At 63.6% G+C, this 13,109-nt stretch carries 9 protein-coding genes and 4 pseudogenes; 9 read left to right on the top strand and 4 right to left on the bottom strand.

Translation table 11 applies throughout. The features are described from left to right. Positions 1-44: 44 nt before the first annotated feature. Together poxB and HDG32_RS28520 are read right to left on the bottom strand one after the other, a co-directional pair. The gene (gene poxB / locus HDG32_RS28525; protein ID WP_184072424.1) at positions 45-1,766 is read right to left on the bottom strand and encodes a ubiquinone-dependent pyruvate dehydrogenase; all 1,722 of its coding nucleotides are present in this window, start codon (positions 1,764-1,766) and stop codon (positions 45-47) included. A gap of 497 nt (positions 1,767-2,263) precedes the next feature. Then, positions 2,264-2,953, bottom strand: a pseudogene (locus HDG32_RS28520) (alpha/beta fold hydrolase); the annotation flags it as partial. 144 nt (positions 2,954-3,097) lie between these two features. On the opposite strand from HDG32_RS28520, the gene HDG32_RS28515 reads away from it, so the two are divergent. Next, a complete protein-coding gene (locus HDG32_RS28515) occupies positions 3,098-4,045 on the top strand; it encodes a GlxA family transcriptional regulator (RefSeq protein WP_184072422.1) in 948 nt (315 codons plus the stop codon). 29 nt (positions 4,046-4,074) lie between these two features. Here HDG32_RS28515 and HDG32_RS36750 read toward each other — a convergent pair. After that, positions 4,075-4,263 (bottom strand): annotated as a pseudogene (locus tag HDG32_RS36750) (PLP-dependent aminotransferase family protein); the annotation flags it as partial. Between HDG32_RS36750 and HDG32_RS28510 the strand changes: the two are divergent. Both HDG32_RS28510 and HDG32_RS28505 read left to right on the top strand, forming a co-directional pair. Continuing rightward, positions 4,228-4,713, top strand: a pseudogene (locus tag HDG32_RS28510) (sodium:solute symporter family transporter); the annotation flags it as partial. The pseudogenes HDG32_RS36750 and HDG32_RS28510 overlap by 36 nt on opposite strands. Positions 4,714-4,863: 150 nt before the next feature. Further along, positions 4,864-6,048 carry an acetyl-CoA C-acyltransferase gene (locus tag HDG32_RS28505; RefSeq protein ID WP_184072420.1) on the top strand — a complete coding sequence of 395 codons (1,185 nt, stop codon included), beginning with the start codon at positions 4,864-4,866 and terminating at the stop codon, positions 6,046-6,048. Between the two features lie 129 nt (positions 6,049-6,177). Here the strand turns inward: HDG32_RS28505 and HDG32_RS28500 are convergent, their stop codons facing one another. Continuing rightward, positions 6,178-6,696, bottom strand: coding sequence for a glutathione binding-like protein (locus tag HDG32_RS28500; RefSeq protein WP_260336632.1), 519 nt, complete (start codon positions 6,694-6,696; stop codon positions 6,178-6,180). A 402-nt stretch (positions 6,697-7,098) separates the two neighbouring features. Between HDG32_RS28500 and gltS the strand changes: the two genes are divergently transcribed. The 6 genes and pseudogenes from gltS to HDG32_RS28470 all read left to right on the top strand — a co-directional run. Continuing rightward, complete coding sequence (gene gltS, locus HDG32_RS28495; RefSeq protein ID WP_184072418.1) at positions 7,099-8,301, top strand: sodium/glutamate symporter; 1,203 nt, start codon at positions 7,099-7,101, stop codon at positions 8,299-8,301. Positions 8,302-8,343: 42 nt separating this feature from the next. Continuing rightward, entirely contained in the window at positions 8,344-9,213 is an 870-nt protein-coding gene (locus HDG32_RS28490) for a class I SAM-dependent methyltransferase (RefSeq protein ID WP_184072416.1), read from the top strand. Positions 9,214-9,314: 101 nt separating this feature from the next. Next, positions 9,315-9,776: a hypothetical protein gene (locus HDG32_RS28485; protein WP_184072414.1), complete on the top strand. Its 462-nt coding sequence runs from the start codon at positions 9,315-9,317 to the stop codon at positions 9,774-9,776. A gap of 122 nt (positions 9,777-9,898) precedes the next feature. Next, the gene (locus HDG32_RS28480) at positions 9,899-10,903 is read left to right on the top strand and encodes an AraC family transcriptional regulator (RefSeq protein ID WP_184072412.1); all 1,005 of its coding nucleotides are present in this window, start codon (positions 9,899-9,901) and stop codon (positions 10,901-10,903) included. A 212-nt stretch (positions 10,904-11,115) separates the two neighbouring features. Beyond that, the gene (locus tag HDG32_RS28475) at positions 11,116-12,918 is read left to right on the top strand and encodes an acyl-CoA dehydrogenase (RefSeq protein WP_184072410.1); all 1,803 of its coding nucleotides are present in this window, start codon (positions 11,116-11,118) and stop codon (positions 12,916-12,918) included. Between the two features lie 71 nt (positions 12,919-12,989). Continuing rightward, positions 12,990-13,109: pseudogene (locus HDG32_RS28470) on the top strand (electron transfer flavoprotein subunit beta/FixA family protein); the annotation flags it as partial.

Raw genomic sequence — 13,109 nt, 5'->3', positions numbered from 1 at the left:
CTGATCGGTCATCTCCGCGGCGTGCTTTCTGCGATGCGCGTGCACTAGCGCAAGTTCGTTTTGGCAAGCTCGATGATTTCATCGCCTCGCCCGCTGAGGATCGCGCGCAGCATGAACAGGCTAAACCCCTTCGCATGCGCGAGCTCGACCTTGGGCGGCATCGCAAGTTCGTACTTCGATGTCACCACATCGACGAGCGCCGGCCCCGAATGTGAAAAAGCGGCTTTCAGCGCGTCCGGAAGACTTTCCGACTCCTCAACCCTGATACTGAAAATCTCGGCGCCTTTCGCAATCGCCGCAAAATCGGTCTTGCTCAGATCCACGTTGGTATCCACGAATCCGGCAGCCTTCAACTCCATCGAAACGAAGCCAAGCAGACTGTTGTTGAACACGACAACCTTGATCGGCAGATCCAATTGTCGCGCCGATAGAAGATCGCCGAGTAGCATCGACAATCCGCCGTCGCCGGAAAGCGAGACGACCTGGCGCCCAGGATTCGCGCCCTGCGCGCCGAGCGCCTGCGGCATGGCATTCGCCATCGATCCGTGATTGAACGAGCCATGCAACTGCCGCTTGCCGTTCATCGTCAGATAGCGGGCCGCCCAGAGTGTCGGCGTGCCGACATCCGCGGTAAAAATGGCATCTTCGTCGGCCGCTTCGTCGATGAGCCTGGTCAGGTATTGCGGATGAATTGGCCTGCCTGGAGCGGACGCGACGGCGAGGTCGTCCAGCCCTTTTCTTGCCGAAGCGTAGTGCTTGCGCGCGTTCTCGAGAAACCCACGATCGGTCTTTCTGGGCAAACGCGGCAGTACTGCCTTGATCGTATCCTTGACCGTTCCCACCAGTCCAAGTGCAAGCGGCGCACGATGGCCGAGTTGCGAGCCCTTCCAATCGATCTGGACAACCTTTGCGCTGCTCGGATAAAACGGGCGATACGGAAAATCCGTGCCCAACATGAGCAGCGTGTCGCATGATTGCATCGCGTGATAGCCCGAGCTGAAACCAATCAGGCCCGTCATGCCCACGTCGAAAGGATTGTCCCATTCGACAAACTGCTTGCCGCGCAAAGCGTGAACCACGGGCGCAGCCAGCGTGTCCGCCAATGCTACGACTTCGTCATGGGCGCCTTGCGTGCCGCTGCCGCAGAGCAACGTCACAGCCGCGGACGTGTTGAGAAGATCCGCCAGTCGGTCGAGGTCGTTATCTGCCGGAACGATGGACGGCGGAGCCGATTCGGTCCAACTCGCGGTTTCCACGGGCCCATCGCTCAACGCTACGTCGCCCGGTAACACGATGACGGCGACTCCGCGCTGCTCGACGGCAGTGTGCATTGCGCGCGCGAGGACGCGAGGAAACTGCTGCGCGTTCGACACCAACTCGGCGAAATAGCTGCATTCCCTGAACAACTCCTGAGGATGTGTCTCCTGAAAGTAGCCGAGGCCGATTTCCGTCGACGGAATATGCGCTGCAATCGCGAGCACGGGCTGGTGATTGCGATGACAGTCGAACAGTCCATTAATCAGGTGAAGATTGCCCGGACCGCAGCTGCCCGCGCACACGGCGAGCCGCCCTGTCGATGCAGCATCGGCACCGGCCGCAAAAGCGGCACTCTCCTCATGACGTGTGTGCATCCAGCGGATCGAGCCGAGTCGGCTCAGGCTAAACGCCAGTCCATTCAGACTGTCGCCCGTCACGCCCCAGATGCGCTCGACCCCTGCGGCCTCGAGCGTTTTTGCCAGATATTCAGCGATCGTCTGCTTTGCCATGGTCAACTCCTCACTGAAAAAGGAATGCCGGCACCCGCCAAGCCGGGCTGTGGCCAGCCGTAACGTGCAAGAAGGCGGTTAGCGGCGCGTCGGAATGCAGTTCCATCGGGTCGTGCGACTCGCCGCTCAACTGATACCTTAGTGCATATCAGGCATGTCGGCACTTCGAAAGGAGGCGGGCGAAAATCATGCGGGCTGCGGTTGGATTGGCCCGCGCGCTTGACGCCGACAACGACCAGGAAGCGGTGCAGATCTGCTTGCCCTGCACGACTCACCCGCCACGCAGCGCGCCCTGGGAGCCATTGGCTTCATGCGGTGGCGAAATGGAGCGTGGCTGCGGCTTTATCCGGCGGTAGACATCCTTGCGGCGAATGGGCTTTGCTTGTTCATGCTCGCTCGGCGTCGCCGGGTGCAAGTCCCTGGGAAAATGAGTTCGATCGAGTGCATGTTCGTGCGCCGCATACTGAGGTGCGCGAACATGCACATTGGCTTCGACGCTAGTAGCGCGCCACTTCGATTATCGCCTCCGCAAACGCCTGCGGTGCTTCTTGCGGCAAATTGTGACCGATCCCGCTTCCGATCGTACGTTGCGTGTATCTGCCGACGAATTTCTTCGCATACGACGCGGGATCCGGATGAGTGGCGCCGTTCGCGTCGCCTTCCAGCGCGATCGTCGGCACATTGATGACAGGCGCTGCCGCGAGACGCTTCTCCAGCGCCTCGTATTGGGGCTCCCCATTCGACAGACCTAGACGCCAACGGTAATTGTCGATCACGACGGCAACGTGGTCCGGGTTGTCGAACGCGCTCGCCGAGCGCTCGAACGTTGCATTGTCGAAGCTCCATTTCGGCGACGCGAGTTGCCAGATCAGCTTCGCAAAGTCATTCCGGTTCGCTTCATAGCCTTTCCTGCCGCGCTCGGTGGCGAAGTAGAACTGATACCACCACGCGAGCTCCGCCTTCGGCGCCAACGGCCGGGTGCCGACGCCCTGGCTGCCGATCAGATACCCGCTCACCGACACCAGCGCCGTGCACCGTTGCGGCCACAGCGCCGCGACGATATTTGCCGTGCGCGCTCCCCAGTCGAAGCCGCCGAGAATCGCGTGCTGGATCTTTAACGCGTCCATCAGCGCGATGACGTCGACAGCGAGCACCGACTGCTGAGCGTTGCGGATCGTCGCGGACGAACCGCTGGTGCGGAAGGATCGTCGAGGGCCGCTTATTCGCGTTCAATCAAATCCGCGCATCCATAGCGCATTTATATGGGCGGCCGCCGAGATCGCAAAGGACGTAGAAACTACGGTTTCAGGACACCACTCAAAGGAATCGCCGTGCCGTCAGTCGCGTTCGTCGTGTTCGATGGGTTTCACGCCATGTCGCTCGTCGCGCAGCCGGTGTTTTCGTTTGCCAATCAGAAATTCGGTGAATCGTTCTACGAAGTACTCACGCTGTCGGAACATGGCGCGCCGGTCAGACCGATCGGTGGTCCCACGGTGATGACCGAGCCCTTCGAAGAGCGAACGTTCGACACGGTCCTTTTCACGGGCGGCGATCCGGGCGCGGCGCGGCCGTCCCATGGGCTGCTCGCCTACGCACGTCACAGCGCGGCGACGGCCCGGCGCGTCGCCGCTATTTGCACGGGCGCCTTCGTGCTGGCCGAAGCGGGCCTTCTCGACGGCAAGCGCGCTACCACGCACTGGGTCTATGCGTCCGCGCTGCGGAAGCAGTTTCCGCGCATCCGCGTGGAGGAAGACCGGATTTACGCGGTCGACGGTTCGATTTGGACGTCGGCGGGCATGACGGCGGGAATCGATCTCGCGTTGGCGCTGGTCGAGGCCGATCTGGGGGTGGACGTTGCGAGATCGGTCGCGCAAACGCTCGTCGTTTCTCATCGACGCGCCGGTGGTCAGTCCCAGCATTCGGCGTTGCTGGAACTCGATGCGAAATCGGATCGCATTCAGTCCGCGCTGACGTACGCGCGGAAGAATCTCGCGCAACCGCTGCTGGTGGAACAACTGGCCGAAGTGGCGCGGCTCAGCCCGCGTCAGTTCAGCCGCGCGTTCCGGGCGGAGACGGGGCAATCGCCCGCCAAGGCCGTCGAGAGACTGCGTCTCGAAGCCGCGCGACTCATGCTGGAAAGGAGCCGCCATACGGTCGAACAGATCGCCCAGCAGACCGGATTTTCCGACCCGCGCCGCATGCGCGATGCGTTCACTCGAGCGTTTGGACAACCGCCACAGGCGATACGTCGCAATGCGCGCTGGGCCGCGCCGGGATGATGGGGGCGGCCCAGCGCAGTCTTCGATCGGTAGGTCTGGTCGGCAATGACCCGCGCGACCGTTTGCAGCGACTGCTCGAGCGTCGTCAAGCTGACCGAGCCGAGCGCGAGCCGGATCGCGTGCGGTACGTGCGCCGACGCCGCGAACGGATGCGCGGTCGAAACGGCGATCTTCTCGCGCCTCAGGGCCATGGCGATCGCGTCCGCGCGCACTTCCCGATCGCCGGCCGTTTGCGCGCGGCAACGTTGATGCTGAGCGTCGTCGCGATCGGATTCGGCATTCTCTTCGAGCATGTCAATGTGGCGTTTCTCGTCGGTCTGGTCGCCGCGGTCGCGGCCAGCGCGGATTTTCCGGTGCTGGTATCGTCTATTTTCTGGCGCGGCATGACGACTCGCGGTGCTGTCGTGGGCGGCGGCCTCGGACTCGTGTCCGCGGTGTTTCTGACGCTGTTTTCCAGGTCGGTATGGGTCGACGTGCTGCATCAGGCGCATGCGCTCGTGCCGCTCGACAACCCGGCGGTGATTTCAGTGCCGCTTGCGTTCGCGGGCATATGGATCTTCTCGATGCTGGATCGCGGCGCGGGCGCCCAGCGGGAGCGCGAAGCTTTCGCCATGCAGGAGTTCTATGGCCAGACGGGTCTCTTGCCCATGAAGGCGGTCGATCATTGATCGTGGATCGGTGCTCGTGAAATCGACAGGATGCGACGACTTCCTCATCGGCGGCGGAGTCGGCTGGCTCGCCGCGAATTTCGACTACCGAAACTCCACTTGCCTCCGACGGAGGCACATCCGTGCAGCACATCATTCAAAGGAATAGCGATGAATACCCGTGAAGTTGTCATTGCCCATGCCGTTCGCACGCCGATCGGCGCATTCGGCGGATCGTTGAAGGACGTCCCCGCAACTGCACTCGGCGCGCTCGCTGTGAGGGAAACGTTGCGGCGCGCCGCGCTCGATCCGAAAGCGCTGTCGTCCGTTGTAATGGGCAACGTCGTCCAGGCCGGCAACAGGATGAATCCGGCACGACAGGCCGCCATCGGCGGCGGCGTGCCCGTATCGGTACCCGCGTTCACCGTCAACCGTGTCTGCGGCTCGGGCGCGCAGGCGATCGTCTCGGCGGCTCAGGAAATCGCGCTTGGCTACGGTGAGGTGGCGGTTGCCGGCGGCATGGAAAGCATGGAGCGCGCGCCGTATCTGCTGGACACGGCACGGTGGGGCAGCCGCATGGGTAATGCGCAAATGCACGACAGCATGCTACGCGATGGTCTTGTAGATGCATTCTCGGGTGAGCACTCGGGCTGGCACACGGAAGATCTGGTGACGAAAGCCGACCTGACGCGGCGTGCCCAGGACGAGTGGGCGGCGCGTTCGCAGCAGCGGTTCGCGGCTGCGCAGGAACGCGGCGCATTCGATGCCGAACTCGTCGCCGTCGAAATAGAAGGGCGCAAGGGCAGCATCCAGTTCACGCGCGACGAGCAGCCGCGTCCGGAAACGACCGTGGAAACGCTGGCAAAGCTGCGTCCCGCGTTCCGTCCCGATGGCACGATCACGGCGGGCAATGCGCCCGGCCTGAACAGCGGTGCGGCGGCAATGGTCGTGGCCGAGCGCAGTTATGCCGACGCCAGGGGCATCGAACCGAGTGCGCGTCTTGCGGCTTTCGGCATCGCCGCCGTCGAGCCCGGCATGTTCGGTCTCGGTCCCGTGCCGGCCGTGCATATCGCGTTGGAGCGAGCGGGCTGGAAGCTCACCGATGTCGAACGCATCGAGATCAACGAGGCATTCGCCGCCGTGCCACTCGCGGTTGCCCAGCAGCTCGGACTCGCGCACGACATCGTCAATGTCGAAGGCGGCGCGATCGCGCACGGTCATCCGATCGGAGCAACGGGCGCGGTCCTGACCACGCGTCTCGTCCATTCGATGCGCCGCGACGGCCTGAAGCGCGGCATCGTCACGCTATGCATCGGCGGCGGTCAGGGTATCGCGCTCGCGCTGGAGATGCTGTAACGGCGGTCTGAGATTGCGCGGGAGTGGCGAGTTAGAGGGGGCAAAAGGGACATTCGGTTAGCGGACTGCGGTCCAGGAACACAACTGGCAAGACTGCAGGTGGCGCTGCACTCATGCATTGCTCACCGCTCAACTTCCGTCAAGCTTGATCTCGAAGCCCCGTCTCACCGCGGGGCGCTCGAACAAGGCCTCGTACCATCGCGTCACGTTCGGGTAGTCGGCAAGATCGACTTTGTGCCGCTCGTGTCGCCACGCCCAGCCGAGGATCGCGAAGTCCGCGACAGAAAGCTCGCCGGCAACGTACACATGGTTTGCGAGCCTTTTGTCCAGCACCGAATAGAGCCGGCGCGTTTCATCGGAGAAGCGCTTCAGTCCATAGCGTTTGTCGACTTCTGAAGCGAGCGCGGCGAAGTGATGCACCTGCCCGGGCATCGGACCGAATCCACCCATCTGCCACATCAGCCATTCAATCGCCGGCACCCGGTCGCGCAGGCTTGCCGGGAGGAATTTGCCGGTCTTCTCTCCAAGATAGAGCAGGACCGCGCCAGACTCGAATACGCTGATGGGCCGCCCGTCCGGGCCCTGTGGATCGACGATGACGGGAATCCTGTTGTTCGGGCTGATGGCGGTTTTAAGGTCGAAGCGCAACGGCGTTCTGAATGTTACGCCAAGGTCTGTAAGCAGTGCGCGACCCCACGCCCAACCCACGCCGGATTCGCGAACGCAGATACGGTGGATAGAGGTCTGCGTCGCGGTCCCACTCCATAATGGTTCGAGAGTAGGGTCCCCATGACGAAAAAAATCCAGAGATTTGGCAAAAAATCCCACAATTTTAGGAAACCGACGACTTCGTCGCCAGGCAGCGGCGCGACGTCATGGGCCGATTGCATTTCGTCAAGGAAAATCATACTTTGCCTGGACGGATTGGCTAAGATGTCGGAGGTTCGCGCGCGCTCCGGATGACGACAAAGCCTTGCCGCATCCCGATGCGCCGCGGCGTCGCACCGGGAAAACAGAAAACGTTGTCACGCTCCCGCTCGGAGGCCATTCATGACTATTGGCGTATATGCCACGCTGGTCGCGACGTCGCTCGTGCTGCTGCTCGGCGAAAAGCTCGTGCAGTGGATCGGCGTGCTAAGGACCTATTCGATTCCGGCGCCGGTGGCAGGCGGGCTCATCGTCGCGATCTGCGTGCTGATCACGCGCCTCACCACCCACGTGCAGGTCAGGTTCGATTCGACGATGCAGGCGCCGCTGATGCTCGCGTTCTTCTCGACGATCGGTCTGAATGCGCAGCTATCAAGTTTGAAGGCGGGCGGCCCGGTGTTGATCCGCTTTCTCGCGCTGGTCTGCGGGCTGCTGATCCTGCAGAACGTGGTCGGCTTGCTGCTCGCGTTCGCCCTCGGCGTCGATCCGCTGCTTGGGATTCTCGGCGGCTCGGTCACGTTGTCGGGCGGCCACGGTACTGGCGCCGCGTGGAGCCAGATCTTTGCCGAGCGTCACGGACTGGAGTCGGCGACCGAGATCGCGATCGGCTGCGCGACGTTTGGACTCGTGATGGGCGGCGTGCTCGGCGGTCCGGTCGCACGGCTGCTGATGCGGCGGATCAGCGCCGACGAGTTGCTGCGCGTCAAACAGCTAGAGGACAAAACGCTGGTCTTCGAAGAACCGAAGGCGCAGCAGGCCACCACGCCCGCCGCGATCATCACGACGCTCGCGCTGATCTCGATCTGCCTCGCGGGCGGCGAAATGTTTGCCGACCGGATCGCGGACACCGCGTTCGAATTGCCGACGTTCGTCTGCACGCTGTTCATCGGCGTGATCCTGAACAACGTGCTCGCGCTCGTGCGTGTGCGGATCGACCAGCACGCGGTCGCGCTTGTCGGCAACGTCGCGCTCGCGCTCTTTCTCGCGATGGCGCTGATGCGGCTCGACCTATGGGGGCTTGCCGCGCTCGCGGTGCCGATCATCTCGATCCTCGCGGCACAGACGCTGCTGATGGCGCTCTACGTGGTATTCATCACGTTCCCCGCGATGGGCCGCAACTACGACGCGGTCGTGTTGTGCGCGGCGCAATGCGGCCTCGGACTTGGCGCCACGCCGACCGCGATCGCGAACATGCAGGCGATCACGAACCGCTTCGGCCATTCTCATCTCGCGTTCCTGATCGTGCCCTTGACGGGCGCGTTTTTCATGGACATCGTCAACGCGATCGTCATCAAACTGTTTCTCGCGCTGCCGTTTTTCCATTGAGCAGCGGTGGCATTGGCACATCAACCCAAGCGGGCAAATACCATGAGCGATCCACGACACATCGCACCCGACAGCACCGCCGCGCGCGTCGCGTTATGGCGTGCGCTGCACGTGCAGGCCGACGCGCCGCCGCACGTGCTCGAAGACGAAGTCGGCTTGCAGTTGCTGGCACCCGCCGAAGACTGGCGCAGCCGTGGCGATATGGATCCGCGGTTCACGCGGCCGTTTCGCGCGTCGATCGTCGCGCGCGCACGCTTTATCGAGGATCTGGTCGTCGAGCAGGCCGGGCGCGGTGTGGATCAATACGTGATTCTGGGCGCCGGTCTCGACAGCTTCGCCCAACGCCGGCCCGACATTGCGTCGCGGCTCACCGTGTTCGAGGTCGACCCGCCGGGACCGCAAACGTGGAAGCGTCAGCGGCTCGGCGAGCTTGGTTTCGGCCTGCCGGACTGGCTGCGTTTCGTGCCGGTCGACTTCGAAGCGGGCGATAGCTGGCGGCAGCGTCTCGTCGCCGAAGGCTTCGACGAAAGCAGGCCGGCCGTCGTCGTGTCGACCGGCGTCAGCATGTATCTGACGAAAGAGGCGAATGCGGCGACGCTGCGCGAAGTGGCCGGGCTGGCGCGCGGCTCGACGTTCGCGATGACGTTCCTGTTGCCGCTGGAGATGGCGGACCCGGACGTGCGCCCCGGACTCGAAATGGCAGAGAAGGGCGCGCGTGCGAGCGGTACACCGTTCGTCAGCTTCTTCATGCCGCAGCAGATGATCGCCATGGCGCACGAAGCGGGTTTTGACGACGCGCGGCACGTGTCCGCGGCCGATCTGACGCAGCGCTACTTCGCGGCTCGGACGGATGGGCTGCGACCGCCGGGCAATGCGGAGGAATTGCTGGTGGCGAACACCTATGGGCGATGACGCCAACCGAAGTTACCAACCCGGCATGTGAGTCGTGAATACGCAATCGCTTTCCCCGCACCGCTATAATCGCGCTCGACCATGGCCTCCGAAGTCTACTCATGAAAAAGATCGCTGCTTTCGCACTCGTCGCCTGCGCACTCGCCGCCTGCTCGTCCCCGGAAAAGCAGGCGCAGCGCGCCCAGCAGGAGATCCTTCATAGCGAGCCGAACCTTCGCGCCGCGCAACGCGACGCGGTGATCGACTGCACACCGGCGAATTGCGATGCCGCGTGGGCGGCGACGAAACGCTATATCGAGCAGCATTCCGACACGCACGTGATCCGCGCGGACGCGGTCGCGATCGATACCGACGTGCCCGACGATTCGGGCAAAGCCGCTTTCTCAGCGACCCGCGCGAACAAGAGCACGGGCGGCGCGACGCTGTCGCTGTTCGCGCAGTGCCGCGGCATGTATGGGCCCGACAACGCGAAGGGCGACGACTATGACGAGTGCGCCGAGAAGATCCTGAAGATTCAGAACGGCTACGTGCCATATCTGCGCTCGCACGCATCGGCGCAATAGGCGGCAAGCTACCGGAACCACGGGGCCCCGAACGCGGCACTCGCGGAGCGATTCGCCGAACCCTCGCCACGATGCGGCGGGAGGCGCTATGCTGATGCCTCTTCGCCTCGCGGAACCTTCTCATGCAAGCTCCTGGCGCAACCGTACCGATCTCGCTCGTCAACGGGTTCCTCGGCAGCGTCGGGACGCGGCCGGATATCGTCGACCGGCATCTGTCGGGCGCGAACATTCCGCGCGCGCTTCTGGACCAGCCTGGAGCGCGCGTCACCGAGGAACAGTTCTCCACGCTCTACCGCTCGCTCGCGATCGAACTCGACGATGAGATGCCCGGCGTTTTCTCGCGCCCGCTGCGCAGCGGCGCGCTCAAGTTTCTCTGCCTGAGCCTGCTGGATGCGCCGAATCTCGAATCCGCGATGCACCGGTTCGGCCAGTTCTTCCATCTCGTGCTGGACGACTTCCGCTTCGAGTCGCGCCGCGGCGACCTCGTCGCGAGCCTGGCGCTGCGTCCGGGAAGCACGGGAGCGCTACCCGGCATGCTGGGCCAGGAACTGATGCTGAAGCTCGCGCATGGGATCGCGTCCTGGCTGATCGGTCAACGGATTGCGTTGTTGCAGGTGCAGTTCGCCTTTCCCCGTCCCGCTCACGCGCTCGAGTATCTTTATCTGTTTCCCGGACCGGCGAAGTTCGACTGCAATCAGACCTCGATGCAGTTCAGCAGTAGCTATTTCGACCTGCCCGTGCGTCAGCGCAAGGCGAACCTGCGCAGGTTTCTCGCTCGCGCGCCGGAAGACTGGATCTTCGTTTCGTTCAACGAGCAGCTGTTCAGTCATCGCGTGCGGGAACATCTCGCGTCCCGGTTGCCCGACGTCCCGTCCATCGAAGAGGCGGCGGAAGCCCTCCACTGCTCGGTCAGAACGCTGTGCCGTCATCTTGCCGCCGAGGGCACGGCGTTCCAGGTGCTCAAGGACGAATTGCGCCGCGACATCGCGATCCAGCGCCTGACGGGCACGCACGAGCCCATCGCCATCATCGCGGGCGACGTCGGCTTCGGCGACCCCACCGCATTCCACAGAGCGTTCCGTCACTGGACCGGCAGCACCCCGGCGGCCTATCGCCGGGGTGGCTGATCGCGTCATATCGATGCGTCGGCAACACCCGCCGACGCAGTTCCCACGGGGCGCTTACTCCCTCCGACGTGGCCAGAGATGTCAATAGATCGTCCGGTTTGGACAACCGGGCAGGGCCTGTCCGACGCTACGATTCAGCCATACGTTACCCCGGCCGCATCGGTGCCAGACGGGTGACTTTCCCTACGGACTATCTGATCGGAAGAATGGTAATGAGCTACGTCGCGCCTCTCAAAGAGATGTTGTTTGCACTCACGGAACTGGCCGGAATCGACCAACTGGCGGGCTTGCCCGGCTGCGAGGACGCAACCGCCGACACCGCTCGCGCGGTGCTCGAAGAGGCCGCGCGGCTGCACGAAGGCGTGCTCGCGCCGCTGAACGTCGACGGCGACCGCAGCCCGAGCACCTGGAAGGACGGCGTGGTGACCGCCACGGCCGGTTTCAAGGACGCGTTTCGCCAGTTCAGCGAAGGCGGCTGGCAGGGTTTGCAACATCCGACTGAATACGGCGGTCAGGATCTGCCCAAGCTGCTGTCGACGCCCTGCATCGAAATGCTCAACGCCGCCAACCTGTCGCTGGGGCTGTGCCCGCTCCTGACCGACGGCGCGATCGAAGCGCTGCTGACGGCAGGTAGCGAGGAGCTGAAGCAGCGCTACGTGCCGAAGATGATCGCAGGTGTTTGGACCGGCACGATGAATCTGACCGAGCCGCAAGCCGGCTCCGACCTCTCGCTCGTGCGCAGCCGCGCCGAGCCGCAGGGCGACGGCTCGTACCGGATCTTCGGCACGAAGATTTTCATCACCTGGGGCGAGCACGACATGACGGAAAACATCGTGCATCTGGTGCTCGCACGCACGCCGGGCGCGCCTGAAGGCGTGAGAGGCATTTCGCTGTTCGTCGTGCCGAAGGTCCTCGTCAACGAAGACGGCTCGCTCGGCGAGCGCAACGACGTTCACTGCGTATCGATCGAACACAAGCTCGGCATCAAGGCGAGCCCGACCGCCGTGCTGCAGTTCGGCGATCACGGCGGCGCGATCGGGCAGCTCGTCGGCGAGGAGAACCGCGGTCTGGAGTACATGTTCATCATGATGAACGCCGCGCGCTTCGCCGTGGGGGTACAGGGCGTGGCGATCTCGGATCGCGCGTACCAGCAGGCCGTCGCGTATGCGAAGGAGCGCGTGCAGAGCCGTCCCGTGGATGGCTCCGCGAAGCAGTCGGTCGCGATCATCCAGCATCCCGACGTGCGGCGCATGCTCTCGACGATGCGCGCGCTGACCGAAGGCGCACGCGCTCTGGCCTATGTGTCGGCGTCGCATTGCGATCTCGCGCATCGTCATCCGGACGGCGCGACGCGCGCGAATCATCAGGCGATCTACGAATACCTGGTGCCGATCGTGAAGGGCTGGAGCACGGAGATGTCGCTGGAGGTGACGAGTCTCGGCGTGCAGGTGCACGGCGGCATGGGCTTCATCGAGGAAACCGGCGCCGCGCAGTACTACCGCGATGCGCGCATTCTGCCGATCTACGAAGGCACGACGGCGATCCAGGCCAACGACCTCGTCGGCCGCAAGACCATGCGCGACAACGGCGAGGTGGCCGGGATGCTGCTCGCGCAGATCGACGCGACCCTGGCCGCAGTGCAAGCGCACCCCTCGTATGGTTCGAGCGCGGCTTTTCAGGCGATGCATCGTCATCTGTCCGCCGGCCGCGAGGCGTTGTACAGCGCGGTGCGCTACGTGGTCGAGAACGTCAAAAGCGATCCGAATGCGGTGTTCGCCGGCAGTGTGTCCTATCTGATGCTCGCGGGTATCGTGCTCGCGGGTTGGCAAGTCGCACGGTCGCTCGTGCTGGCGGCCGACAAGCGCGACGAAGATCCGTCCTTCCATGACGCGAAGATCGCGACCGCGCATAGCTACGCGACGCAGGTGCTGCCTCGTGCAATCGCGCTCGAAGCGGCGGTTCGCGGTGCTCGCGATGGCGAAGGCGCGCTGGCGCTGCGCGAAGACCAGTTCTGAACGATCAACGGACGTAATGTGTCATTCAAAGCGGTAGGGCCCGGCCCTATCGGTGTGGGAAGGAGAGTGTCGTGAGAGTTCTTGTAGCAGTCAAGCGAGTGGTCGACTACAACGTGAAGGTCCGCGTGAAATCGGACGGTACGGGCGTCGATATCGCGAACGTGAAAATGTCGATGAACCCGTTCGACGAA

Origin of the sequence: Paraburkholderia sp. CI2, from assembly GCF_014201055.1 — a bacterium.
Taxonomy (GTDB): Bacteria; Pseudomonadota; Gammaproteobacteria; order Burkholderiales; family Burkholderiaceae; genus Paraburkholderia; species Paraburkholderia tuberum.
This window is presented reverse-complemented; position numbering and strand designations above follow the sequence as displayed.